The sequence below is a fragment of the Collinsella sp. AM10-26 genome (assembly GCF_003472525.1).
Taxonomy (GTDB): Bacteria; Actinomycetota; Coriobacteriia; order Coriobacteriales; family Coriobacteriaceae; genus Collinsella.
Window position 1 is genome coordinate 13,980 of record NZ_QRMC01000005.1, and the last position, 23,995, is coordinate 37,974.

Genomic DNA, 23,995 nt, shown 5'->3' on the forward strand with positions numbered 1-23,995 from the left:
GGCTGCTGAGGCTGGAGGTAATACATGTCAGAATTCATTAGGCCTCAGGTTCAGGTCGAAGAGATCAACGAGACGTCTGCTCGTGTCTCCGTCGAGCCGCTCGAGCGTGGCTACGGCGATACGCTGGGTAACTCCCTTCGTCGCGTTCTTCTGTCCTCGCTCGAGGGTGCCGCCGTCGAGGCTATTCAGATCGATGGTGCGCAGCACGAGTTCATGACCATCCCTAACATGGTCGAGGATGTCACCGACATCGTCCTGAATGTCAAGGGTCTTGTCTTCAGGGCTCTCGGCACGACCGACGAGGCGACCGCCACCATCTCGGTTGACGGCCCCTGCGAGGTCACCGGTGCGGACTTCTTTATTCCGTCCGAGTTTGAGCTGGTCAACCCCGAGCAGCACATTGCTACGCTCACCGAGGGTGGCCATCTCACCATGAGCATGCGCATCGGCTATGGCCGCGGCTATGTCTCTGGCGAGGCTAACCAGCGCGACAACGATCCCATCGGTGTGATCCACGTCGACTCGCTGTACTCGCCGGTTTCCCGTTGCGCCAAGCTCGTTGAGGCTTGCCGTGTCGGTCAGCACGCCGACTACGACCGCCTTGTCCTCGAGATCGAGACCAACGGTTCCATCGCCCCGCGCGACGCCGTGGTCCAGGCTGCCAATATCATCAACCAGCATATGGCCGCCTTTATGAACCTTGCCGAGACCCCCGAGGTCGAGGAGGAGGCTTCGATCTTCGCTCCCGAGGTCACCAACGACAACGCCGAGCTGGACAAGCAGATCGAGGATCTGGACCTTTCCGTCCGTTCCTACAACTGCCTTAAGCGCGCCAGCATTCACTCGGTCCGTCAGCTCGTTGAGTTCTCGGAGAACGATCTGCTCAACATCCGTAACTTCGGTGTTAAGTCGATCGAGGAAGTGAAGGACAAGCTTGAGTCCATGGGCCTGAGCCTGAAGGCTTAATGCTTCGCATATTTGAGGAGAAACTAGACCATGCGTCACAACGTTAAGAAGGGCCTGAAGCTCGGCACCGATGCGAGCCACACCAAGGCCATGAAGAAGAGCCTTGCTAAGGCCCTCTTCGAGAACGACCGCATCAAGACCACCGAGACCCGCGCTAAGGCGCTGCGTTCGGTCGTCGACCCGATCATCACTTGGGCCAAGAAGGGCGACCTGCACTCTCGTCGTCTGGCTATCGCCAAGCTCGGCGATAAGCAGCTCGTTGCCGAGATCTTCGACAAGGCTGCTCAGGGTATGTGGCAGGACCGCAACGGCGGTTACACCCGCATCATGAAGCTCGGTAACCGCAAGGGCGACAACGCTCCCATCGTTATCATGGAGCTCGTCACCGAGCCTTGCACGCCTAAGGCTAAGAAGGCTGCTCCGGCCCCCAAGAAGGCCGCTGCTCCCAAGAAGGTCGAGGCTGTCGAGGAGACCGCCGCCGAGGAGGCTCCTGCTGAGGAGACCGCTGAGTAGACATTCCGTCTGCGTAGGCTATATTCGAGGGGTACGTTCGCGTACCCCTCTTTTTTTGTCGCGATACCGTTGCTTGTTTGTTGGGAGCGCCCATGACTGCGCCGTCTGATTTCAATTCGATTCTCGAGCTTGACGCCACCCTTGTATTCCGCGTCGCCTATGACGGCTCGTCGTATAGCGGGTTTGCCGAGCAGCCGGGGCAGACGACGGTTGCGGGTGAGCTGCGTCGAGCCATCGAGACGCTGCTTCGCCGCCCGATCGATCTGACATGCGCGGGGCGTACCGATGCCGGCGTGCATGCCGTGGCTCAGTACATCAGCGTGCCCGTAACGGACGCTGAGCTCGCGTGTACGCGCCGTAGGTGGCTGCGGGCTATGGATGCCCTGCTGCCCAAAGATATCGCCATAAACGAGGTCTACAAGGCCCGTAAAGGCTTTTCTGCACGTTTTGACGCGCGTTCCCGTACGTATACGTACCGTATTGCCGATCGAGATGCGCGCCCCGTGCTGTCCCGCGGTGCCGTGTGGTGGCATCGCTATCCCTTGGATGTTGAGGCAATGTCTGCTGCCTGCCCCGCGCTGCTGGGCGAGCAGGACTTTAAAAGCTTTTGCAAGGTTGCCTCGGCCGTTGGCAAGCCCACGCATCGCTGCGTGATGCGTGCCGAGTTTGGCCATGAGGTTGCGTTTGGCGAGGACATCCTGACGTTCACCATCGAGGGCAATGCGTTTCTGCATTCGATGGTTCGTACGATCGTGGGCACGCTTGTCGAGATTGGTATGCATCGCCATGAACCTGGGTGGATGCGTGAGATCATCGATGCTTGCGACCGTACCGCTGCGGGCCCCACGGCTCCTGCCTGCGGCCTTACGTTTATGGGCGTGGATTACGATCCCGCCGAGCTTGTCGTGCTCGACTAGGGGAGGGCTCGACGCGTCGTGCGTCGACACCTGTCATCTGTGGGCTGCGCGTGTGCAACATCTGTTCTTGGCGTGCAATACAACCGGTGTCTCATTGCTTTTATTGCCGGGGTGTACCATGAACGACAGTTTGATTCACTGCTGTCGAGAGGACGGATAACTTGGTTCGACGTGGCTCGCATCCGCGACTTTCGGTGATCCTTGTGGTAGAAGGTTCGCCCAGCTATGCGATGCGTGCGCTCGAGAGTATCCAGAACCAAGACCTCTATGATTTGCAGATTGTCGTTGTCTGCCGCGATGCTGCGCCCGGTGTGCGCCATTCGCTTCAAGTTGCTGCCGACAGGGACATCCATATTGATTTGATTGACGTCGAGGACGCTAAGCGCGGCGCTTGTCTTCGTGCCGGTTTTGATGCCTCGCGCGGCTCTCAAATCATCGCCATGAACGCCGATGAGTGGTTTGCTCCGCACGCCCTTTCCAAGATGGTCGATATCGCGTGCGATACTGCGGCAGACATAGTCTTCCCCACGGTGTCGCTCGACCGCTATGATGCACATCGAGAGCGCCATTCGCGCGTCTTGGATGCTACTCATATTTCCATTGATAGCGAACCTTCGATGGTGGCCGGGCTGCCTCAGTTGATTTTAGGCGGCCTGGTTGCTCAAGTCTCTGGCGTGATGTACACCCGTCCGCTGTTTGAAGCATGCCTTTTGTGCGATAAGACGTTTCGCACTGTTGGGTTTATGGCGTGTGCGCTCTCGCAGGCACAGCGCGTCTCCGGATGCGGCGACGCTTGTTTCCACGCGGCGGCGCCTAAGCTTACAGATGCCTTTGATCCCACCATGTATGCCAAGGTATCCGATGACACCCGAGCGCTCGATGAGCTTGCGGACTCACTCTCGGAAGCAGATAGCGGTGGTTGGCTCATGCTGGCAAGCCAGAAGTTCTACTTTGCCGGACTGGTCGCCTGCATCGAGAATTTGTGTCTGAGCCCGCATGGGGTGTCATCAATTGAGCGCTCCGCCCGTATGCGTGATATGCTCGAGGCGCCTCGAACCCGTCAGATGGTCGCCGCGCTCAAGGATAACCATCGGGGGCTCGGTCTGTTGTTTGGGCCGATCGCCAGCGCCAAGCCCGCGCGCTGCGTGATGTGTACGCATCTGGCAGCTTTTCTTAACCGGACGGGCGCAAAAACCGCCTAAATGGCTCATTACGAAACAAACTTGCATAGAATTGTTTCGAAATGCGTTCTTATACACAAAAGCCTTCAAATAGCGTTAAACTATTCAATCATTGATTGATTGTCTCCGCCATCTTTTGGAGTGAGGTTTGTATGGCTAAAAAACGCAATGGGCGCCAGGATGCCATTAGAGATATTGTGCGCAATAAGGACGTCCGCACGCAGCGCGTGCTGGTCGATGAGCTCCGCGCTATGGGCTTTGATTGCACGCAGGCGACTGTCTCTCGCGATATTGCCGATATGGGGCTGCGTAAGCTCCCTGAGGGCATCTATGTTCTGGCAGAGGACCTGCACCTGCAGCGTATGGTTTCCGAGCTCGTAACGGGCGTTCTGCGCACCGATAATCTGGTTATGATCAAGGCTCAGCCTGGCACGGCTTCCGGCATCGCCGCCGCCGTTGATGCGGCAGAATTGCCCGATGTGCTTGGCTCGCTTGCCGGCAACGATACGATTTTGGTTATTGCCCAGACGGCCGAGGACGGCGAGCGTCTCGAGGCGCTGATCAATAAGCTGAGCAATTCTCGCAAGTAGGCGTGCGGGTCGTGCGCTTGGCCCTGCGTGCGCTGACATAGTGGCTTGTAAGGGGTATCGACGTTGGTCGGTACCCCCTTTTTTGTTTGCAGGCATAAAGACCGCCCACCAGGTCGCTTTAAACTAAAAGGCCCCCGAGCAGTTTAATAAGCTGCTCGGGGGCCTTGTTGCTTATGGCCGGATGATTTCTAGCCGACCGTATCGTCAGGCGTGGGCGAGGGGTCGGGAGTGGGCGTAGGCGAGGGGTCGGGAGTGGGCGTAGGCGTAGGCGTGCCGCCATCGCCGCCGGTCGAACCACCAGTGGAGCCGCCCGTCGAGCCACCGCTCGTACCGGTGCCGCCGGTGGTGTCGCCGCCTGTGGTCTCGGTGGTCGTGGTCGTCGTGGTGGTGGTTTCCTCTTCGTCCTTGTCTTCGTCCTCGTCGCTTTCCGTCTTCTTGGTGTTGTTGTTGGTGCCGTAGAACTTCCAGACGTTATTGTTCTTGTACGTGGGGGCCGTTCCGGTCGGGAACTCCTCGCGCTCGGTTCCGGCCAAAACAGTGTTCATGAACTTCTTAAAGACGGGCAGGTTGGTGCTGTCGCCCAGCAGGTCCGTACCGTACTTTTGGATGGGAATCTCGCCTGCGGAATAACCGGTCCACAGGGCGCATGCCAGTTGCGGCGTGTAGCCGCAGAACCACAGGTTGGTGGTGTTGTCAGTGGTACCCGTCTTGCCAGCATAGGGCTGGTTGACGCTCAGCGCGCCGGCGGCACCCGTGCCACTGCCCTGCATGACGCCGGATAGAACGTCGGTAACCGCGGCAGCCTCGCCTTCGGTGAACACCTGCGTGGGATTGTCGGTGTGCTGGTACAGCACCGAGCCGGTACGCGAGTCGATCTCGGTGATGGCGATCGGCTGGCGATAATGGCCGCCGTTGGCAAAAGTGGCGTAGGCCGATGCCATCTCGAGCGGCGAGATGGACCCGGTGCCGAGCGTCATGACGGGAACGTCCTCGATATTGTCCTTGGCGGGATCGATGCCGAGCTTTTTGACGAGCGACATGATCTTGTTGTTGCCGATGGCTTCTGCCACCTGAATGTAGCCGGTGTTGGATGAGTATGCCGTTGCCTGCTTAAGCGTGATGTTGCCATAGCTCTGGTTGGCATAGTTTTGCACCTTGGTCGTAGTGCCCTTGGCTGTAAGAGGCGAGTTGCAGTTGAGGGTGACGTTGGGGTTCATACCGTTTTGGATGGCAGTTGCCAGCGTAAAGGCCTTAAACGTGGAGCCCACGGGGCGCTTTGCCGTAGCGTGGTTCACGTGATTCTCGTCGGCGTTGTAGTCGTAGCCGCCCACCATGCACTTGATGTAGCCGGTCTTGGGGTCTACGACGACCATGCCCATGTCCAGGCCGTCGAGCGAAAGCGTGTCGAGCTGCGAGCGCACAGCCTCCTCGGCCACCTGTTGCATGGTGGGGTCGATGGTGGTTTTGACGGTCAGGCCGCCCTTAAAGAGCACGTCGGTCGAGAACTCCTGCTCCAGCAGCTGCTTAACATAGGCGACAAAGTAGGGCTGCGAGTATATGTCGACGCCGCTGCCCGAAATCTCGGTCACGTTGAGGGTGATGGGCTCGGCCTGTGCGGCATCGTGCTCCTCCTGCGTGATGTGGCCCAGGCGCAACATGTTGTCAAGGACCTTGTTGCGACGGGACAGCGCCAGGTCGGGGTTGACCGTGGGGTCGTACTGCGAGGGCGAGTTGGGAAGGCCGATGAGCAGCGCGGCCTCGCTGAGGGTGAGGTCGGCGGCGCTCTTGGACAGATAGGTCTCGGCTGCGGCCTCGATGCCGTAGGCGCCGTGGCCGTAATAGATGGTGTTGAGGTACATCATGAGGATCTCGTCTTTGGAGTACATGTCCTCCATCTTGACGGCGATGTAGGCCTCGCGCACCTTACGCTCGATGGTCGAGTCGAACTGCTCCTCCTGCAGGATGGTGTTGCGCACCAGCTGCTGGGTGATAGTTGAGGCGCCTTCGTGCCCGCCGCCGAGGGTTGCCACCGCAGCACGCGCGATACCCCACAGGTCGATACCGCCGTGCTCGTAGAAGCGCTCGTCCTCGACGTCAACGGTGCCCTGCAGCACGTAGGGGGAGACCTCGTCCTTGGTGATGGACTTGCGGTTTTGCGTGTAGAAGCTCGCGATCTTGTTGCCGTTGCAATCGACGATCTCGGTGGGCTCGCTCACCAGATACGCGTTGGCGTCGGTGTAGTCGGGCAGATCGGACAGCCAGCGGTTGACGTTGCCGACCATGCCGATGCCAAATGCCACGCCCGCGATAAGCAGAAAGCCCAAAAACGAGAGCAGGATTATGGGCAGGGCATGCGTCTTTGAACGGCTGCGTCCCTGTCGTTGGCGAGGACCCATATATTGACCTCCAGGTATGTCGTGCCGGACGGTGGATGTGCCGTCGGGGCAGGATGGACATAAGTTATTACACGATAAACCAAACGGGGCGCGCGAGGCCTCGTGTATGCTGGAAGACGGCATTTTTCAGAGTGAATGCATACCTTGGTAAGGAGTTTGCCGATGGCGATTCGGACGATGGGGCCGAGCGGACAATACGAGACTGGATTGGATGGTGCCGGTGCGGCGCTGCCCGAGCTGCTGGCGCCGGCGGGCGGACTCGACCAGATGCTTGCGGCCATAGCCGCGGGCGCCGATGCCATCTATGCGGGGTTGGGCGACTTTAACGCCCGTGTGAGCGCCCATGGCTTTACGGATGACGAGTTTGCGCGCGGTTGTGCCGTGGCGCATGCCCATGGCGTGCGTGTGTACGTGACGCTCAACGTGTTCGTGTTTGACGATGAGTTGTCCGACGCGGTTGCGTTGGGAGCTCATGCACTGGAGCTGGGCGCCGATGCCCTGATTGTTGCCGATGCCGGATTGGCGTGCGCGCTGCGTGCGGCGATTCCCGGCGTCGAGATTCACCTGTCCACGCAGGCGGGCGTTCATAGCGAAGGCGCCGTGCGGCTTGCCGCCGATGAGCTGGGGGTCGAGCGCGTGACGACGGCACGCGAGCTGACGGTCGACGAGATTGCCTCCTTGTGCGGTACGGGCGTGCCTATCGAGGTGTTCTGCCACGGGGCCATCTGCATTGGCTACTCGGGTGCTTGTGAGTTCTCAGCCCTGAGACGCGGGCGCTCGGCGATGCGCGGGGACTGCACACAGCCGTGCCGCCTGGCGTACGACCTAGTGGACGAGGCGGGGGAGAGCGTCGTCGCCGTTGAGGGGGACCGTCTGCTGTGCCCGCGTGATTACCTGGGCATTGCGCACCTGCCCGAGCTTGTTGCCGCCGGCGTGGCGTCGCTCAAGATCGAGGGTCGCATGAAGAATCCCGACTATGTCTTTAACGTGGTGAGGGCGTGGCGTCACGCGCTCGATATGCTGCGCGACGGCACGTGGGATGCCAATGCGGTGCCGGCGCTTGAACGAGAGCTGGGAAGGTCGTTTAACCGTGGGTTTACCGATGCGTACCTGCGAGGGCGTTCGGGCGCCGAGCTTATGAGCTTTGAGCGTGCAATCAACCAGGGCGTGCGCGTGGGGCGCTTGGTCGCTGTGGGCCACGAAGAGGTGGCCGTTGAGCTCGACGCCGCCGTGGCGGCGGGTGACACGCTCGAGATTCGGTTCTATCCGGGTGTCGACGCGCGTCCCGATGCGCCCAAGCGCTGGCCGCAGGTGCCCTGCCCGGTGAGTGCCGCGGCGGGGGAACGCGTTGTCGTGCATTGCAAGCGTAAGGTGGACACGGGCTGCGAGGTGTACCTGATTCGCAGCGCCGGCGTGTTGGATCAGACGGCGGCGGTGTTGGAGCGCATGCGGGCCGAGGCAGATGCGATTGCGCCCGTTGCGCGTGCCGTTGAGGTACTACCCTTTGAGGACGTTGCGGTGGATGGCGGTGCGTCGACGGAGTTGGTGGAGTGCGCGGTTCCCGCTCGCATGGTTTTTGCTTGGCAGCTGATGGATGCCGACCCGCGCGGAGAACTCGATTTGTCCGACGCCGTTGTGGTGCTCGACGAAGTGTGCCGCACGGGTGACGCTGACCGGACCCGCTCGCTGATGCAGCGTGCCGGGCGCGTCGTCTGCCGCAACCTGGGACAGGTGGTGATCGCTCGCGAGCTGGGCGTGACGTTTGACGTGGCGGCGCCGGTGTTCTGTGCGAACCGGACTACGCTTGCCTGGCTACGTGGGCTCGGCGCGGGTCGGGTGTACTTGCCGGCCGAGTTGCTCGGCAATGATGCGGAGCGTATTGCCGAACTGACGGCCGAACCTGGTGTTCTGGGTCCCGTCGATGCCGACCACACCGAGCTCATGGTGTGCGAGCACTGCCTGCTGACCGCCGAGGGGGCTTGCGCCACCGATGCGGCGCAAGCCGGGGCATGTTGTCACGATTGCATGCGTCGTCGGCAGGCGCGCTATCTGGTTGAGCGGGATGGCACGCGTTTGCCAGTTGCCATCGATGCACGCGGCAGGACGAGGATTTTCCTGTCATAGGTGCCGCGTCGCGCCGTTTTGGTTATCATAAGTGAGTTTATGAACTTCCAGCACCGCCGTATCCGGTGAGGGTGCTATAGCAAAAGGAGGATACCCAATGCTGTCTGTTGACGAGCAAATGCGTATCATCACCTCGGGCGCTGCGAAGATCGTCCCCGAGGCCGACCTTCGCAAGAAGCTTGAGAAGGGCGAGCCCCTCAACATCAAGCTTGGCGTCGACCCCACCAGCCCCGATCTGCACCTGGGCCATGCCGTGCCGCTGCGCAAGATGCGCCAGTTCCAGGACCTGGGCCACAACGTTACCCTTATCATCGGCAACGGCACCGCGCTGATCGGCGACCCCTCGGGCAAGAACTCCACGCGTCCGCAGCTTTCGCAGGAGCAGATCGAGGCCAACGCCGAGACCTATGTGAGCCAGGCCATGAAGATCCTGGACCCCGAGAAGACCACCATCGTGCACAACGGCGATTGGATCCTTTCGATGGATCTGGCCGGCCTGCTGCAGGTGTGCTCCAAGTTTACCGTCGCCCGCATCCTTGAGCGCGACGACTTTACCAAGCGTTACCAGTCCCAGACGCCGATCGCCCTGCACGAGTTTCTGTACCCCGTGATGCAGGCTTTCGACTCCGTTCAGATTAAGGCCGACGTGGAGATGGGTGGCACCGATCAGCTCTTCAACCTGCTCGCTGGCCGCGAGCTCATGGAGAAGATGGGCATGGAGCCGCAGATCGCGCTTACCATGCCGCTGCTCGAGGGCACCGACGGCGTGCGTAAGATGTCCAAGTCCTATGGCAACTACATCGGCCTGACCGACGCTCCCAAGGATATGTTCGGCAAGACTATGTCCATCCCCGACGAGATGATTGGCAAGTACTATCGTCTGGCCAGCTCGCTCACCCCGGCCGAGGTCGACAAGATCGACGCCGCCCTGGCCGATGGCTCTGCCGACCCCTACGAGCTCAAGCGCGCTCTGGGCCGCGACCTGTGCGACACCTACCACGGCGCCGGTGCCGGCGACGAGGCTCAGGCCGAGTTCGACCGCGTGTTCAAGGAGGGGCAGCTTGCCGACTTCCCCGAGAAGCACGTTGAGCTGATCGTCAACGACGAGGGCCAGATCTACCTCGCTGGCCTGCTCAAGGACCTGGGCCTTTCGGCCAGCGCCGGTCAGGCCCGCCGCGACATCGACGGCGGCGGTGTCAAGATCAACGGCGAGGCCGTGGCTCCCAAGAGCTACAACATCGACCCCAGCGCCCTCAAGCTGGGCGACACCCTCTCCGTAGGCAAGCGCAAAGGATTTAAGTTGGTCTAACGAGTAAGTTAACCTCACAGAATGAGAGTGGATAATCTTCCGTTTTTGGCCTGTTTGTGGGCTCAAAGTGGGAGATTATCCACTCTCGTTATTTGCAGGGGGTGTATTGCTGTCCCATCGTTTGGGCATACAATGGCTATTGGTTTGCTGCGGTGAAGGTCTGTCCGCCCTGCAGCTTTTTTCTACGGTTAAAGGAGTATGTATGTCCGTTGAGGTCATGAGGTCTGTGATCGACGCTGCCGAGGGTCGCGTGCCCGTCGACACGCTGTTTACCAATGCGCAGATTGTCGACGTATATGGCCAGCGCGTGGCACCCGGTAGCGTTGCCGTCAAGGATGGCGTAATCGTCGGCGTGCTCTACGACGGTCGCGACGATGCCGCCGGCACCTACGAGGCGACCGAGGTTATCGACTGCCAGGGCCGCTATCTTGCTCCCGGCTTTATTGACGGGCACCTGCATATCGAGTCTTCGAACATCCGTCCCGCCGAGTATGCTCGCATGGCCGCGACGCGCGGTACTACCACCGCCATTGCCGACAGCCACGAGATTGCCAATGTTGCCGGTCTCGACGGCTTGCGCTTTATGATCGAGGATGGTCGCCGCGCACCCATCTCCATCAAGTACATGATGCCTTCGTGCGTGCCCGCGCTGCCCGATGAGCAGGCCGGTGCCGTTATTTCGGCCGCCGATATGCAGGCGTTTTTTGCCGAGCATCCGGGTGATGTCTTTGGCCTGGGCGAGATGATGAACCTGCCGGGCGTCTTTATGGCCGATCCCGAGACCTGTGCTCGTATCGACGCTGCCAACCAGACGCCGTCCAAGCAGGTCGACGGTCACGCCCCGCTCGTTGCCGGCAAGGATCTCAACGCCTATGCCGCGGCAGGCATCATTGCCGACCACGAGTCGACGATTCCCGAGGAGGCGCTCGACAAGCTGTCCCGCGGCATGTATGTGATGCTGCGTGAGGGCACGTGCAGCCACGACCTGGCTAATTTGTCCCCGATGCTGCTGGAGAACCCTGCCCGCGCCCGCCGCTGCTGCTTAGCGACCGACGACCGCGCTCCCTCTGATGCTCTTTCGACCGGCATGATCGACAATGCCTGCCGCGTGGCCATCGAGGCCGGCATCGACCCGGTGGTCGCTATCTCCATGGCGTCCCTTTCCACGGCTGAGGCATTTGGCCTGGACCACGGCTGTCGTGACCCGCATGAGCTCCGCGGCGCGATCGCCCCGGGCAAGCGCGCCGACCTGCTGGTGCTCAACGACCTGACGTTTGTCGCGGCTCCGCATCTCGTGTATGCCGCCGGTGCGCTCGTGGCACAGGACGGCGCCTTTGTGGGCGAGATTGCACCCGAGATGGCCGAGGTTGCGGCCCTTGCCGATGAGCTGCGCGCCTCCGTTAAGCTGCCGAAGCTTTCGCTTGACGTGTTCGATTATGCCTTTAAGCCGGGCGAGGCGGTTATTGATGTGATCCCGGGCATGGCTATCACGGGCATGGTTCGTCCCGAGACTGACGAGGGCCTGCGCCGCATTATGCTGATCGAACGTCACGGCCGCGGCGTGTCGCTGCAAGCCGAGGGCGCCGACGGTGATGGTCCTGCGGGCCTGGGTCTTGTTGGCAAGCACATCGGTCGCGGCTGGGTGCGCGGCTTTACCATCACGGGCGGCGCTATCGCCTCGACGATCGGCCACGACTCGCACAACGTGTGCGTGGTGGGCGACAATGCGGCGGATATGATGGCTGCCGTTGAGGCCGTGGGCCAGGGCGGCCACGTGCTGGTGCGCAACGGCGAGGTCGTGGCGCGCATTCCGCTGGCGCTCGGTGGCCTTATGAGCGAGGGTACGGCCGAGGACGTTGCCGCGCAGCACGACGACTTTATGGTCAAGGCGCGCGCCATGGGTATTGAGCCGCCGCTCGACCCCATCATGGGCATCATCTTTCTGCCCCTGCCGGTTATCCCGACGCTCCGCATCCGCCCCGAGGGCATGTTCGACGTTACAACCTTCACCTACGCCGACTAATCATCGGGGACGTTCTTAAACGACTAGTCGCTGGGGACACTCTTTGGCGTGTCGCCTGACGCCGCGACCGTGGGCTCTCTGGTGCGCGTGAGCTATTTGCCAGGTCTATGTAACGTTTATGACTGCGGGGTCTTATTTGAGCTCCCTTTGGGTACGTTGGAATCGGATACACGTTCGATTCCAGCAAGCCCGAAGGGAGCTTTTCTATGTTTAAGCTGATTGCATCCGATATGGACGGCACACTGCTTGACGAAAATGGCCAGGTGTCTCCCGAGACCTACGAACTGATCCTGGCACTACGCGAGCATGGCGTGCATTTTGCCGCGTCGTCAGGCCGCCGCTACGATCGCCTGTGCGAGTTCTTTGCGCCCGTTCGCGACAAAATGGACTTTGTCGCAGCTAACGGTGCCCAGGTCTACGCCGACGGCAAAATGGTAGGCCGTGAGGTGTATTCGCACCTGGCGATTCGAAAGCTAGCCCAGGCCGTCGCGACGTTTCCCAATCTGCATCTTGCACTCTTTGACCGAACCAAGTCCTTCTTGCTCGATGACGAGAGTAAGTTCGTGCGCGAGGTGGATAAGGACCTTCCCAATGCCGAGCGCATTTGGGAGCTGCCCGATCCCAGCGTAAATATCATCAAGGCGAGTATCTTTTGCGATGATGGTGCCGTTATGGACAGCGCTTACGTACTGCAGCGCGAGCTCGGCCAGTTCTTTACCTTTGCGCCTTCGGGCAACGCGTGGATCGATGCCATGCAGCCCGGCGTGTCGAAGGCCTCGGGTATAGCGCAACTCGCGGAGCATTACGGCATTGGGCGCGATGAGATCATGGCATTTGGCGACTCGATGAACGACTACGAGATCATTCGCTTTGTCGGCACGGGCTGCGCGATGGAAAACGCGCGCCCCGCGCTCAAGGCAGTCGCCGATCGCGTGGTGGGGTGCAACCGCGACCACGCCGTCCAGCAGGAGCTCCGTCGCGTGCTGGAGAGTCTCGCCTAATTCGGCAGATGGGGACGTTCCTTTTCTGCCGGCAGTGGGGGACAGTCCTTGCAGCTTTTTGCGAAGAGTGTCCCCGACGACCAGTCATTCAAGGACTAGTCATTTAAGAACGTCCCCAATGACTAGGCGAGGGCGGCCATGATGGTGCGGGCGACGCCGTCGTGGTCGTTGTCGTATTCGGTGATGGCGTCGGCGGCCTCGCGGTCTTCGGGTTCGCCGTTGATCATGGCCATGCCGTGGCCCGCTGCCTGCAGCATGGGGATGTCGTTGATGTTGTCGCCGAACGCCCAGGCGTCGGCGAGACGCTCGCCCAGGTGCTCGCATAGCCACGTGAGGGCTGTTCCCTTGGTGGCGCCCTCGCCCATGACCTCGATATTCATGGCGTACGAACGCGTGACCTCAATGCCTCCGAGCGTGTCGAGCTCAGCCGAGATGGCGTCGCGATCGGCCGGGTCGTGCCAGTACATGGCGATGCGCTCGAGCACCTCGACTTCGTCGATTTTGCTGTCGATATCCATGTCGATCGGCGTTCGCGTGCGCTTGAGCGAAGCCGCGATGTGAGGATCGCCGCCACAGAATTCGTCCAGGCGCGTGTAGAGCGGGCGGGGGAGGAAGCACTGCCCGTCCGCGAAGATATCGAAGGTCACATCGTGGCCGGCGGCAATGCTATGGACGCGGTGGGCGATGGCGCGGTCGAGCGGTCGGCTCAAAATGCGCGTAGCACGTGAGACATCGGTAGGCGTACCGTCGTCGAGCTGCCAGACGCTGGCACCGTTGGCGCAGACCGCGTAGTGCACGGCAGGATGGGCGAGGATGGGCTCAAAGACGCCCGACAGCGGGCGCCCCGTGCAGGGCACAAACTCAATACCGCGGCGTGCGAGCTCGTCGAGCATCGCCCAGGTGGCGTCGCTCATCTGCTTATCGCTCGTCAGCAGCGTTCCATCCATGTCGGAAAACACAATCATTCGATGCAGCCCTTTCTACTGGCATAAAAAGCGTGGCCGAGGGCGGTGATGCCCTGGCCACGCTCGGGTTCTATAACGGTCCGCGTCCTAGCGGTCGGCGAGCGGCTTGTACTTCAGCGGCTCGATCACCGGACGGTATGCCGGGCGGATGATGCGATGCGCGCAGAAGAGCTCTTCCATGCGGTGCGCCGACCAGCCGGCCATGCGGGCGACGGCGAATAGCGGCGTAAAGAGCGTCTCGGGCACGCCGAGCATCTTGTAGATAAAGCCTGTGTACAGGTCGATGTTGGCGCAGATGGGCTTGGTCATGCCGTGGTCGCGCATCACCTGCGGTGCCAGGCGCTCGATGCGCTCGATGAGTGCGAACTCATCGCCCAGGTCCTTCTTGGCGGCAAGCGTGCGCGCGTAACGGCGGCACACCTCGGCACGTGGGTCGCTCAGCGTGTAGACGGCGTGGCCCATACCGTAGATGAGACCCGTGCCGTCGAAGGCCTGTTTGTCGAGGATCTTGCCCAGGTAGGCCGCGACCTCGTCCTCGTCCTCCCAGTTGGAAACATGCGCGCGGATGTCCTCGTGCATAGACACGACCTTGGCATTGGCACCGCCGTGGCGCGGGCCCTTGAGCGAGCCGATAGCCGCGGCGTAGGCGGAATACGGGTCGGTGGCCGAAGACGACAGCACGCGGCAAGCGAAGGTGGAGTTGTTGCCGCCGCCGTGCTCGGCATGCAGCATGAGCATAACGTCGAGCAGCATCGCCTCATCGCGGGTGAACGCCATGCCGCCGCGCAGGACCTGCAGGATGGTCTCGGCGGTGGAAAGGCCGGGCGTGGGGTGCGGCACGTGCACCTCGGAGCCGCGAAGCTTGGCGATCGAGGCCATGTGTGCGAAGGCGGCGATGCGCGGGAGACGTGCGAGCATGGAAATGGCGACGTCGATTTCGTGCTCGGGCGTGATCACGTCTGGTTCGGCATCGAAGGCGTAGAGCAGCAGCACGGCGCGCTGGAGCACGTTCATGATGCTCGACGACACCGTGGTCATAGGGAACTCTTTGACGTACTCGTCGCTCAGATGTCTAAAGGCGCCCAGGCGCTCGCAAAAGCCGTCGAGCTCTTCCTTGTTGGGCAGCGAACCCGTGATAAGCAGATAGGCGACTTCCTCGTAGCCGTAGCGATTCTCGGCCTGGGCATTGTTGACCAGATCCTCGATGCTATAGCCGCGCAGCGTGAGCTTGCCCTGGTCAGGCACGACTTTGCCGTCGACCTTGTTGTAGCCGTGCACGTCCGAGATGCGGGTAAGGCCCGCGACCACGCCCGAGCCGTCGGCATTGCGCAGGCCGCGCTTGACGTTGTGCTCTACGAACAGGCCCTCGTCATAAGGGTCGGTCGGCAGGCCGTGGTAGAGGTTTTCGCTCTCAGGCGAAATCTGGCGGCTTGCTTCGTAATCCAGAACCAGGCGGCTCAAGTGGTCATCGAAGCGGTAATAGATTTTCTTGGCGTCGTAGGCCATGCGCGCTCCTCTCCGGGCCGCATCGGGGTGACTTGCATGGGCATGCGCGCGTCAGGCTATCCCCAGCGGCTTGCTCGCTACAGGCGGTACATAAAGTTGAAGACGTCCTCGCGCTGGATGGACACGTTGACGCCCGAAAGCTCGCCGGCCTCGGCCAGGGCCTTCTGCAGCTCAGCGAAGTCGAGCTTGGACTCGGCGGTATCGGCCAGCATGGTCATGGTGAAGATGTCCTCGATAATGGACTGCGTAATGTCGCGGATGTCGACGTTGGCCTCGCCCAGAACGCGGGTGACGCCGGCGACGATGCCGGGGCGGTTCTTGCCAAGGACGGTGATGACGATACGGGAGGACGAGATCTCGGCCATGGGAAACCCTTTCGCGTGGTTGCGGCGCGCGAGGGCGCTCCGCTACGGTACAGTGTTCATCATTGTACCTGTCTGGCGCAAAAAAGGCGCGCTCGCTGCGGCGTTACATGCCTGCAACATGAGCGTAAGGGGGAAGGCCGTACGGGGAAGAGCCGTCTGGCGCGTGTCCGGCTCGTGTTGGGTTGATTTCCGATCTCAGCCGAACACATTGAGCGGACAGGCCGTTCCCGCAGTCAGCCGAACGCCTCCGACGGCTGATTCCGAACTGGAAGCGGAGGGCATCCCCGCCCTTCGGTAGGGGATACCGCTCCGCGGCGCATGCCGCGGGCGGCGCCCCTATCGGACCACCGTGACCTCAGTTGGGATGGGCCCAGCACTGCCGCGTACTCGGTGAGCTAGAGCCAACTGTTCGTCTTCACGTCGCGTATGGCGATATTTCGGTCGTCCGGCTCGGTGATGCCGTAGCCGAACGCCTGGAGCGTCTCGATGGACTCCTGGATCCTCTGTTGGAACATGGGACCCGGATCGACCCTCGGCCCGAGGTGCCCGCGCCAAAGGCACGGCGTGGCGCGCAGCATGTTATGGATTTTGGAGATGGGCTCGATGTCGGCGTAGACGTTGAGCGTCGCCATGGCGTCCTTGTGGCCGAGGATCGATTGGAGCGCCTTGATATCGCCGCCTTGGCGGATCCACTGCGTTGCGAACGTGTGGCGAAGGCCGTGGAACGTGATCAGCTCGTCGTTGGTGCCCATGAGGCCGTTGGTCTCCGAGAACGTCTTGAACGCCCTGCGGATATAGCTTGTCGTCGCGAAGGTCGCGCCCGGCTCCGACAGGATGTAGCAGTCCCCGATCTCGACCGCCCCGGTAAGGCCGCGCAAGCGCAGCTTTCCGCAGTCGATCTCGTGGGTCTCCTTCAGGAAGGGGAGTAGGCCGACCGGGTCGATGGGGATACCCCTGGCGTCATGGGTCTTGGTGTCCTTGATGAACGAACCCATTCCCTTCGCGTACGCCACCGAGTGTCTGATCGAGATCAGGCCCGTCTCGAAATCCACATCGCACCACCGAAGGCCGCAGACCTCGCCGATTCGCATCCCCGTGTGCAGGGCGAGTACGACCGCCCTCTAATCCTCGGCGGACCAATCGAGTCCGAACTCCTTTCGGGCATCCTCTTCGCTCATGACTTCGAGAAGGTCTCCGGGTTGGCAACGAAGGGCGAGGCATAGCTGCTCGAGTGTGTTGAAGCGAATGCCGCGAATATGCCCTTTTTTAATACGGGACAGGTTCACGGGCGTGGTTCCAATCCTTTCGGCAAGTTCGTTCGAGGAAATCTTTCGCTCGGCCATGATCTTGTCGAGGCGAACAATTACGGGCATGGCGTTTCCTTACGCAATCTCGTCGGAGTCGAGGTACAGCTCTCGGGCGTACAAGAAGAGCTGGGAAAGCATGAACAGGACGATGCCGAGAACCAGAGAGGTCCAATCGAATGATGAAGCGATCTCTTGGGCGCCGACGGCCCCCTCGCCGCCAAACATCGAAACGGAGGTTTTGAGTGAGCCGGCGTAGAGGCTGGTGGCAGCTTGAACAACGAAGAGAATGCCGAGCACCTTCAAGCATGTCGCAGACCCTTTCTTGAAGGGGTCTCCGCTCTTGATCGTCCACACGAGAACGGCGCTGAGGATGGTCGTAGCGATACCGATGACGGCAGGGACCAATGTCGAGATCGCAAGGGCTGGATACGCGGGGGAGTCTGCAATTACAGGGTTGTCGAGCACTTCGATTGCTGGCTTTAAGGAGAACGCCACTTGTGCGATGGCGGTGGCGCAAAGGGTCGCAGAGGCTATCGCACATGCGATGCGGAAGGAATGAAGCCGGGGAGTGCGATTGTCGGAACTCATAATAACCTCCGAAGAATTTAAAAAACTCAGGTTACTTTTTAACAGTTTATGTTAAATTGATTTTGCCGGCAAGTAATCACAGCATGCTGCAACCGAAACCCCTCTAGATTGGGGAGGATTATGTTCAGTACTGTTAAGTCGTGTAAGCTCTTGGTTTTCCTCGGCCTCGCTCTTTGTCTGTTGCTGCCGGGAGCCCCTGCTTTTGCGGATACCCCGATGCCTCCTTCCCAGGAGAGCAGCCAGTGTGCCCTCGTTGAGCCCCTCGGGTATACGGACGACGTCGTCGATACCTACTGGAGCTACAGCTGTCCTCGCGGCGTGAGCGGGCACAGCATCTCGATGTTCAACATCTCTTACAAGACGATCTCCTACCGAAATGGCTATCGCCGATCCGCGCATCATAGGGAATCCCGCCTCGCTGCAATGTGTTCCTGTGGTGTTCTTGGCACAACTGATAAATGGCAATTTGTCTATAGCACCTACTAGATGCGAGGAGGGGCCGAGCATTTTGTTCGGCCCCTCTGTTCCGACTGGATGAGGTTAAGGTTGGCGATGAATATGCTCAAAATCTCGAAGGCAATCTTTAGGTCGCTCCTCTCCTCCAGGTCGCTCTGTGTTGCCGTTGTTGCGTTGATGGTTCTTTGTGCTCTGCCCGTCTTCAGGAGCGCGGCTGGCATCGACGGACGGGTTGAATACCTCGAGTCGGGAATAACCCGTGTTGAGCAGGAATTGTCAGCATCCTATGCGGATGCGCTTGTGAATGCGGGGGAGGAGGGCGTCTATACCTCTTCATCAAGCATGCCCGCGCTTCTGTACCCTCTTGCCGCGGGGCGTCTTGTCTTGGCGCCGCTCTCTCCTCTGCTTCCGTTTCTGCAGGTATCGGATGGAGCGTACTCCTTTTATGACGGATCGAAGGAGTACTTGCTATGGGCCGCAACGGCCGTTGCCGTCTCGTTCCTTGCCGCGCGTCTTAACAAACGTGAAAAACTCATCATCCAGGCACCGATGGGTGAGCTGGGCAGGCTTGTTGCATCGAGCGTATGGGCGAGTGTTTTTGCGATGCTTGCCGTCTTCGCCGTCAATCTTCCAGGGATAATCGCCGCACTTGTGAAGAATGGCCCGGGCTCGCTGTTCTATCCGATAGGCTACGTTCAATATGCGACTCCGGTTATCAAACCGGCTTGGCTGGTGTTCGCACAGACGGCCATCTTGCAATTCTTGGTGGCGGCGTTCATCTCGCTCGTCGTTCACCTTGCCGTGAAGATTGCCAATAACCCTACGCTTGGAATCGTGTTCGTATGTGCCCTGATGGGGGCGACGATGGTTCCCGGGTATTACGGAAGATCCATCGCTTTACGTGAGTTCGCCCTGTTGAATCCCCTTACGTATGCGAACACTGAGTTGACCGTCGGCGCCTATAGCCCGTACCCGACAACGCAGATAGTGAATCTGCCTGGACTTTGCTTCGAGCGTGGCGCGATTACCCTCGTATGCGCAATCGGGATCGAGGTGCTGGCAATTAGCCTGCTTTGCGTTGCTGGAAAGAGCGGCTGCGCGCGCCCGATGTCCCCGATTTGTCTTGAGAGAGGTTCCTTCACCGCATCGAGAACGACAGCCCGTTCGAGCGCTTGTACCTCCGCCGTTGCATACGTAAGAACGATGGGGAAGCTGCTCCTGCATTCTCCTGCCCTCGCCGTATGCGCGATTGCAATGTCGACGGCGATGCTGGCCCCGGCTCTGGTCGAGGTGTTTCCTGACGCTGGTGACGTTTCCGCTGTTCGGTATAGGGATGGGGAGCTCCGTTCAATAGATCGGTATCTAGAGCAGGACGTTGCGAATATGGACGTCGAGGGCAAAGCGGCCCTGGAAGGCATGCGAGATGCTCTTTCGGGTTTCGTGTACGCGCCCACGCCTGCGGAGGGGTTTCGAAGCCTTGCGACGTACGAGCGCGCTCGAGGCGAGCTGGGCGCGGCAGATGCGACCCTCCTGCAATCGATCGGAATCGAGCCGGAGACTCCTTCTCGTGCGGAGGCGCGCGCCCTTCTGCTCGAGTCGATCGCGAGCTTGCCGGACCCCAAGGTTTACGAGTTAAGTACGAAGATGCCCCCATTAATCCTCCTTTCCTATCTCCAGGCAGCGCTTCCTTCCTTGTTTTGGCTGTTGCCCGTGGTTGTCACATCGCTTGCGTGCACCTACCTGCGGTGCCGTTCCCTTCTGGTTTTCCAAGTCCCCGCAACAGCGCATGTGCGTTTTCTGACGGCTGTTGCGCTGTCTCTCCTGCTTGGCTTGGCGCTGCTTTTGGTGTCGATGGTTCCCGCTGCGGTTGTGTCCTTGATTAAGAACGGTGCGGGTGGATCGGAGTATCCCGTCGCTCTCATTCGGGCGGGAGCTTCGACAACGTCCATGGTGGGGGAGGCGGTGTTGTGCAGTATTCCGTTGCTGGTCATGGCATACGGCGTGATTTCCGTCGTCGCTGCGTTGACAGCAGCGATTAGCCGCAACCCCGTTGTCACCGGAGTGGTTTGCGCGGTTCTCTTGGTGTTGGGTTCGTTGAGCGCTCATGTTGAAAGCGCGGGCATGGGCGTCGCGCTGCTGGCTCCATTCGCCTCGTTTGATCCCGCTTCCCAGGTGGGGACGATTGGGTTCCTTGGGCGAGGGACGAACGCGATGCCTTTTGGAGAGGTCGTCGGCGCATCGGTCGCTCTGCTGGTGGTCTTGGGCGCCGTATCTCCGTTGATGGTGCGCCTGAGTGTTCCAAAGATCGAAAGGGGATGATCTCGATGATTGGCCTTCAAACGCTGACGATCTCTTATGGAAAGAAGGTACTCGTAGATTCGGTGGACGCTGAGTTTGCCCCGGGTACGGTCTACGGTCTCGTCGCTCCGAACGGGCATGGAAAGACGACGTTGCTGCGGGCGATGGCAGGTTTGCCGGGTCCTCGCGTGGACGGGAGCATCGTTCTGGATGAGGCGCAGGGCACGGGTACAAGAGAGGTCCGTTCTATGATCTTCTACGCACCTGGTGAGGGGACGCTGCTGTATCCCGGATTGCGTGCGGAAGATCACCTCAAGATGGTTTGCGATATGTGGCCACATGCTCGCGATATCGAAGTGATAGTGGAACAAACGCAGATAGGCGAGTTCGCGAAGATGAGGATCCGTACTCTGAGCCAGGGCATGAAGCAGCAGCTTACCCTGGCGATTGCGTATGCGACGGGTGCGCGGTACCTTCTATTAGATGAGCCCATGAACGCGCTCGACCCCAGCAGGGTGGACTTGCATTCAGAGATCCTCAGGAAGCTGGCCGATTCTGGTACGTGCATCATCATGTCATCCCACATCTTGGATTCGGTCGATAGGCAGTGCGATGAGATTCTGTTTTTGAAGGATGGGAGGCTCATTAGAAGCATCCCGCAAGATGATACTGCGCCGAAGTCTCGTGGATCCCATTTCGCAAAGCCTGCCGGACGCGCCGAGGGTGCGCTAAGCACGTATCGGCGACTCTACGAAAAGGGCGGGTAGAAATGCAAGTTAAAAATCTATGTGGTCAATATGATACCGTTGAACCCGCGTATCAATACCGCTCAGCCATTTGCCTCGCCCCCGTCGCACGTATCTTCATTCGGTCTGTCATTAATTAAACTAACGATGCTTTGAGAAATGTAGGTGCTTCTAAATGTACTGTCGACTTCTTCTCAAACTAATCCTAAGAGACAGGGCCGTATGGATCTCTACGCTCGTTCTTGCCGCAGCCTTCTCCGTCCCCATCGCGTTCAATTCACCCATCTTCGGCCCCTTCTTTATGAAGCAGGGCATGCAGAGCTTTGTCGACGCATTCAATACGCGCGCAACCCAAGCCAACGGCAATATGAACGAGCGAGGAATCATCACGTTATCAGGGGCAATTTTGAGAAAGGAGATGTTTTCTATCCAAGACGTCCGTTAGGAGGACACAATGAAGAAAATCGTCGAAACCGGGATCACCAGGCGAGCCGCTATCGCCGCAGCGGCGGTTGGAGGAATCTCCCTACTGATGCCAAAAGGGGTGTTAGCGGCGGAATTTCAAACACTTGATCAGAATCGAATCGACTACTTCGTTCGCCCCGACCTCACTGAAAACCAGTTTGACGCGATGCTCCGCGAACGCGCGGAGGAAGAAGCTGCGCAAATCATCGAGCAAGCCCTCGCCGGGTACGATGGCGACGCACGAGCCGGGGGACGTCCGACCTACGACACGGTATACGGCAGCGTGGTAAACAAGAGCACTGGATGGCATGACGTCGCCGGACAGCCGGCGGGCGGCGTGCAGATATCGGGAGGTGGCTCTATCTTCGTATCACCTTCCGGCGGCGGATCGATCGGTGTGTCGGTATCCCTTCCCGGAGGAGTTGGCAGCGTGAGCGTTTCCATCCCGAAGGCAAATCGCTCCCTCAGCGTGACGGGGTACGCGGTCAACATTTCCGGATCGGGCTTCTACAAGGCGACGGCGAACGTGACCCACAAGATTCAACCCTACGTCGTCTATGAGACGACGAACGGGGTACGCAGGGTCTACGCAAAGATGGCCACCAACACGTTCTACAGCATGGCTCTCGGCAAGCGCAAAGTAGGCTGACATGAAGACCGGCTCCGCCAAAATACCCATTGCGCTGGCGTTATTGGTCGCGATAGCCGCAATCGCAGTCTCTGCCGTATCCATAAAAGATGCGAACACCTTGAAACATGGCATTTCCGAAGGGTTCCGCCTAGACGGAGTGTACCGAGACCACGAGACCGGCTTAACCCAGCTCTCCTTCCTTGGGGAAGACGAAAACAGGTGGCAAATCGTCGACAGCAATGGAAATGTGACCGACGGTTCATTTGAGACAACCGGCGATCCGAACATCTTCATGTTGGCCGACCAATCAGGAGATGATTACGGATTTGTCCACCTGGCTTACGCCTCCGCAGACGGAAACCAAGGAAGCCTTTATTTGAACACCGGAACGTCGGTGCTCGAATTTGACAAGGTAACCAGCGGCCCGGCTTTCGTCGTGCCGTAAATGCAAATCGAGTGTCATGAGAGAAGAGGGGACTGGCCTTGCCAGCCCCCTCTTCCTTTTACTGCCCAAGCGGGAATGCTCACCACTGCAGTTCGCGAACGTCAGACGCTTCCTCCGCCCGCGGCACTCGGCCAGGTACATGCTGATGATGACTTGATACGGCACCACTGTACGGGCGGACTCCGCCTTGAAGTAGTCGATGTTCTAGCCGTCGATGTTCATAGTGACGCGGCGGCGCACCTTCCCGATGTAGGGGTTCGGAACGCTGTCGGAGAAGTCGACCTCGGCGGGCATCTCCATAATCTCGTCCTTGCCATTCGTTTCGATAGCTCCAATACTGCCGTCCCTCTGTCCTCGTCGATTTTCTCGCCGAGATTATCCTGATGGTCGAGCCGCCATGCCTCTCGCAATGGCAAACCGTCAGCACCCACGATTCCAGAACGTTGAAATTTGCAACGTTCTACCAGTGCGTGGGTCGTTTTGAAGGTAATTCATGGGACCATTTGTCGGTAATCCGTGGGTCATTTTTCCTCGCGTTGTGCCGAAAAGACCGTGAACCTTTTGTGGGACACGCGGCGCCGTGGTACCATAGCCGAGTTTGTTGTCTTGGTCGGAAACCAAGACGCCTTATGCGCTGATCGGTAACCAGCGCCTGACCAATAAGGAGTCCTACCATGAAGCAGGGTATCCATCCCCAGTATGTCGAGTGCACGGTGACGTGCTCCTGCGGCAACACCTTCAAGACGCACGCTACCGTGTCCGAGATGAAGGTCGAGCTTTGCAACGAGTGCCACCCGTTCTACACCGGCCAGCAGAAGTTCGTCGACACCGGTGGACGCGTCCAGCGCTTCGCCGACAAGTTCGGTGGCGCCGCTGCCGCTCAGCTCAAGAAGGCCGAGGAGGCCAAGGCTGCCAAGGCCGCCAAGGCTGCTGAGGCCGAGGCCGCTCGCAAGGCCGCCGCTGAGGCTAAGGCTGCCGAGAAGGCTAAGCGTGCCGCTAAGTTTGCCGAGGAGGCTGCCAAGCAGGCCGCCGAGGCTCCCGCAGAGGCTCCCGTCGAGGAGGCCGCTGCCGAGGCCGAGACCACCGAGGCTGCTGAGTAAGTAGCTCGCCGCGGAAACACTCGCATTCATGGCATAAGGGCCGCGCATCCGTTTGGGTGCGCGGCCCTTTTCTTTTTATTGGTGCAAGCTAGCCCGTCCCCAT

The 23,995-nt window shown here is 60.0% G+C and carries 21 protein-coding genes; 14 read left to right on the forward strand and 7 right to left on the reverse strand.

The genetic code is table 11. From position 1 onward, the window contains the following. The first annotated feature begins 24 nt into the window (after positions 1-24). The 5 genes from DW123_RS05410 to DW123_RS05430 all read left to right on the forward strand — a co-directional run bounded on the left by DW123_RS05410 (position 25) and on the right by DW123_RS05430 (position 4,167). On the forward strand, positions 25-966 hold the full coding sequence (locus DW123_RS05410) for a DNA-directed RNA polymerase subunit alpha (RefSeq protein WP_118273209.1): 942 nt from the start codon (positions 25-27) through the stop codon (positions 964-966). A gap of 30 nt (positions 967-996) precedes the next feature. Beyond that, positions 997-1,479, forward strand: coding sequence for a 50S ribosomal protein L17 (rplQ, locus tag DW123_RS05415; protein ID WP_089573564.1), 483 nt, complete (start codon positions 997-999; stop codon positions 1,477-1,479). Between the two features lie 92 nt (positions 1,480-1,571). Next, positions 1,572-2,396 carry a tRNA pseudouridine(38-40) synthase TruA gene (gene truA / locus DW123_RS05420; RefSeq protein WP_118273208.1) on the forward strand — a complete coding sequence of 275 codons (825 nt, stop codon included), beginning with the start codon at positions 1,572-1,574 and terminating at the stop codon, positions 2,394-2,396. Between the two features lie 203 nt (positions 2,397-2,599). Further along, positions 2,600-3,598, forward strand: coding sequence for a glycosyltransferase (locus DW123_RS05425; protein WP_147351596.1), 999 nt, complete (start codon positions 2,600-2,602; stop codon positions 3,596-3,598). 131 nt (positions 3,599-3,729) lie between these two features. After that, positions 3,730-4,167 (forward strand): arginine repressor, encoded by a 438-nt coding sequence (locus tag DW123_RS05430; protein WP_006235280.1) that lies wholly within the window; start codon positions 3,730-3,732, stop codon positions 4,165-4,167. 188 nt (positions 4,168-4,355) lie between these two features. Here DW123_RS05430 and DW123_RS05435 read toward each other — a convergent pair whose 3' ends face one another. Then, positions 4,356-6,563 carry a transglycosylase domain-containing protein gene (locus DW123_RS05435; protein ID WP_118273206.1) on the reverse strand — a complete coding sequence of 736 codons (2,208 nt, stop codon included), beginning with the start codon at positions 6,561-6,563 and terminating at the stop codon, positions 4,356-4,358. 162 nt (positions 6,564-6,725) lie between these two features. Between DW123_RS05435 and DW123_RS05440 the strand changes: the two genes are divergently transcribed. The 4 genes from DW123_RS05440 to DW123_RS05455 all read left to right on the forward strand — a co-directional run bounded on the left by DW123_RS05440 (position 6,726) and on the right by DW123_RS05455 (position 13,020). Further along, positions 6,726-8,687, forward strand: a complete 1,962-nt coding sequence (locus tag DW123_RS05440; protein WP_158570718.1) for a U32 family peptidase — start codon at positions 6,726-6,728, stop codon at positions 8,685-8,687. A gap of 97 nt (positions 8,688-8,784) precedes the next feature. Further along, positions 8,785-9,996 (forward strand): tyrosine--tRNA ligase, encoded by a 1,212-nt coding sequence (gene tyrS, locus DW123_RS05445; protein ID WP_118273204.1) that lies wholly within the window; start codon positions 8,785-8,787, stop codon positions 9,994-9,996. A gap of 202 nt (positions 9,997-10,198) precedes the next feature. Beyond that, the gene (locus DW123_RS05450) at positions 10,199-12,019 is read left to right on the forward strand and encodes an adenine deaminase (protein ID WP_118273203.1); all 1,821 of its coding nucleotides are present in this window, start codon (positions 10,199-10,201) and stop codon (positions 12,017-12,019) included. Between the two features lie 206 nt (positions 12,020-12,225). Beyond that, positions 12,226-13,020 carry a Cof-type HAD-IIB family hydrolase gene (locus DW123_RS05455; RefSeq protein WP_118273202.1) on the forward strand — a complete coding sequence of 265 codons (795 nt, stop codon included), beginning with the start codon at positions 12,226-12,228 and terminating at the stop codon, positions 13,018-13,020. A gap of 122 nt (positions 13,021-13,142) precedes the next feature. Here the strand turns inward: DW123_RS05455 and DW123_RS05460 are convergent, their stop codons facing one another. The 6 genes from DW123_RS05460 to DW123_RS05485 form a co-directional block, all read right to left on the reverse strand. Beyond that, the gene (locus tag DW123_RS05460; protein ID WP_117734368.1) at positions 13,143-13,985 is read right to left on the reverse strand and encodes a Cof-type HAD-IIB family hydrolase; all 843 of its coding nucleotides are present in this window, start codon (positions 13,983-13,985) and stop codon (positions 13,143-13,145) included. A gap of 87 nt (positions 13,986-14,072) precedes the next feature. Then, complete coding sequence (locus DW123_RS05465) at positions 14,073-15,491, reverse strand: citrate synthase (RefSeq protein ID WP_118273201.1); 1,419 nt, start codon at positions 15,489-15,491, stop codon at positions 14,073-14,075. A gap of 77 nt (positions 15,492-15,568) precedes the next feature. Continuing rightward, a complete protein-coding gene (locus tag DW123_RS05470; protein WP_006235289.1) occupies positions 15,569-15,856 on the reverse strand; it encodes an ACT domain-containing protein in 288 nt (95 codons plus the stop codon). Between the two features lie 395 nt (positions 15,857-16,251). Further along, a complete protein-coding gene (locus DW123_RS05475; protein WP_255360342.1) occupies positions 16,252-16,959 on the reverse strand; it encodes a site-specific integrase in 708 nt (235 codons plus the stop codon). 18 nt (positions 16,960-16,977) lie between these two features. Continuing rightward, positions 16,978-17,229, reverse strand: a complete 252-nt coding sequence (locus DW123_RS05480; protein ID WP_006235292.1) for a helix-turn-helix transcriptional regulator — start codon at positions 17,227-17,229, stop codon at positions 16,978-16,980. A gap of 9 nt (positions 17,230-17,238) precedes the next feature. Beyond that, positions 17,239-17,751, reverse strand: coding sequence for a DUF2975 domain-containing protein (locus DW123_RS05485; RefSeq protein ID WP_006235293.1), 513 nt, complete (start codon positions 17,749-17,751; stop codon positions 17,239-17,241). Positions 17,752-18,303: 552 nt separating this feature from the next. Between DW123_RS05485 and DW123_RS05495 the strand changes: the two genes are divergently transcribed. The 5 genes from DW123_RS05495 to rpmE all read left to right on the forward strand — a co-directional run bounded on the left by DW123_RS05495 (position 18,304) and on the right by rpmE (position 23,892). After that, the gene (locus tag DW123_RS05495; RefSeq protein WP_117743532.1) at positions 18,304-20,526 is read left to right on the forward strand and encodes a hypothetical protein; all 2,223 of its coding nucleotides are present in this window, start codon (positions 18,304-18,306) and stop codon (positions 20,524-20,526) included. A 5-nt stretch (positions 20,527-20,531) separates the two neighbouring features. Next, positions 20,532-21,272: an ATP-binding cassette domain-containing protein gene (locus tag DW123_RS05500; RefSeq protein ID WP_158553158.1), complete on the forward strand. Its 741-nt coding sequence runs from the start codon at positions 20,532-20,534 to the stop codon at positions 21,270-21,272. A gap of 433 nt (positions 21,273-21,705) precedes the next feature. Next, the gene (locus DW123_RS05510) at positions 21,706-22,365 is read left to right on the forward strand and encodes a hypothetical protein (protein WP_118273200.1); all 660 of its coding nucleotides are present in this window, start codon (positions 21,706-21,708) and stop codon (positions 22,363-22,365) included. 1 nt (position 22,366) lies between these two features. Next, a complete protein-coding gene (locus tag DW123_RS05515) occupies positions 22,367-22,792 on the forward strand; it encodes a hypothetical protein (protein WP_117734375.1) in 426 nt (141 codons plus the stop codon). A 674-nt stretch (positions 22,793-23,466) separates the two neighbouring features. Continuing rightward, positions 23,467-23,892, forward strand: coding sequence for a 50S ribosomal protein L31 (gene rpmE, locus DW123_RS05525; RefSeq protein ID WP_006235303.1), 426 nt, complete (start codon positions 23,467-23,469; stop codon positions 23,890-23,892). Positions 23,893-23,995: the final 103 nt, after the last annotated feature.

Excerpts from the sequence above, each read along its gene's own strand:
- DW123_RS05460 (WP_117734368.1), bottom strand. The coding sequence starts at position 13,985 with ATGATTGTGTTTTCCGACATGGATGGAACGCTGCTGACGAGCGATAAG.
- DW123_RS05465 (WP_118273201.1), bottom strand. The coding sequence starts at position 15,491 with ATGGCCTACGACGCCAAGAAAATCTATTACCGCTTCGATGACCACTTG.
- rpmE (WP_006235303.1), top strand. The coding sequence starts at position 23,467 with ATGAAGCAGGGTATCCATCCCCAGTATGTCGAGTGCACGGTGACGTGC.
- truA (WP_118273208.1), top strand. The coding sequence starts at position 1,572 with ATGACTGCGCCGTCTGATTTCAATTCGATTCTCGAGCTTGACGCCACC.
- DW123_RS05480 (WP_006235292.1), bottom strand. The coding sequence starts at position 17,229 with ATGCCCGTAATTGTTCGCCTCGACAAGATCATGGCCGAGCGAAAGATT.
- DW123_RS05435 (WP_118273206.1), bottom strand. The coding sequence starts at position 6,563 with ATGGGTCCTCGCCAACGACAGGGACGCAGCCGTTCAAAGACGCATGCC.
- DW123_RS05440 (WP_158570718.1), top strand. The coding sequence starts at position 6,726 with ATGGCGATTCGGACGATGGGGCCGAGCGGACAATACGAGACTGGATTG.
- DW123_RS05450 (WP_118273203.1), top strand. The coding sequence starts at position 10,199 with ATGTCCGTTGAGGTCATGAGGTCTGTGATCGACGCTGCCGAGGGTCGC.
- DW123_RS05410 (WP_118273209.1), top strand. The coding sequence starts at position 25 with ATGTCAGAATTCATTAGGCCTCAGGTTCAGGTCGAAGAGATCAACGAG.
- DW123_RS05485 (WP_006235293.1), bottom strand. The coding sequence starts at position 17,751 with ATGAGTTCCGACAATCGCACTCCCCGGCTTCATTCCTTCCGCATCGCA.
- rplQ (WP_089573564.1), top strand. The coding sequence starts at position 997 with ATGCGTCACAACGTTAAGAAGGGCCTGAAGCTCGGCACCGATGCGAGC.
- DW123_RS05500 (WP_158553158.1), top strand. The coding sequence starts at position 20,532 with ATGATTGGCCTTCAAACGCTGACGATCTCTTATGGAAAGAAGGTACTC.
- DW123_RS05470 (WP_006235289.1), bottom strand. The coding sequence starts at position 15,856 with ATGGCCGAGATCTCGTCCTCCCGTATCGTCATCACCGTCCTTGGCAAG.
- DW123_RS05515 (WP_117734375.1), top strand. The coding sequence starts at position 22,367 with ATGAAGACCGGCTCCGCCAAAATACCCATTGCGCTGGCGTTATTGGTC.
- DW123_RS05510 (WP_118273200.1), top strand. The coding sequence starts at position 21,706 with ATGAAGAAAATCGTCGAAACCGGGATCACCAGGCGAGCCGCTATCGCC.
- DW123_RS05430 (WP_006235280.1), top strand. The coding sequence starts at position 3,730 with ATGGCTAAAAAACGCAATGGGCGCCAGGATGCCATTAGAGATATTGTG.
- tyrS (WP_118273204.1), top strand. The coding sequence starts at position 8,785 with ATGCTGTCTGTTGACGAGCAAATGCGTATCATCACCTCGGGCGCTGCG.
- DW123_RS05495 (WP_117743532.1), top strand. The coding sequence starts at position 18,304 with ATGAATATGCTCAAAATCTCGAAGGCAATCTTTAGGTCGCTCCTCTCC.
- DW123_RS05455 (WP_118273202.1), top strand. The coding sequence starts at position 12,226 with ATGTTTAAGCTGATTGCATCCGATATGGACGGCACACTGCTTGACGAA.